The 254-nt window shown below is 48.8% G+C and carries 1 protein-coding gene; it reads right to left on the reverse strand.

The window, feature by feature from the left end:
* A partial coding sequence (locus ACSNOG_RS33650) for a polysaccharide deacetylase family protein (protein WP_436756463.1) occupies positions 1-254 on the reverse strand: 254 nt, incomplete at both ends.

Here is a 254-nt window from a genome sequence, read left to right on the forward strand (position 1 = left end):
CATTGGAGCTGCTCCTCGTTAATTTCGCCATATGGCGGACGGATAAGCCTTGGCTCGATTCCTGTAATTGATTTGATGACTTGATTGGTCCGCTCGATCTGATCCTTGAATTTATGGAGGCTCAGCTTGTTTAGCTGTGCATGGTTATAGGAATGGTTCCCGATGGCATGCCCTTCTTGATGCATGCGTTTGACCAGACCCGGATGTTTCTTGGCCCGCTCGCCGACGGCAAAGAAAGTAGCTTTAACATGATG

Source organism: Streptomyces sp. URMC 124 (assembly GCF_051386455.1).
Taxonomy (GTDB): Bacteria; Actinomycetota; Actinomycetes; order Streptomycetales; family Streptomycetaceae; genus Streptomyces.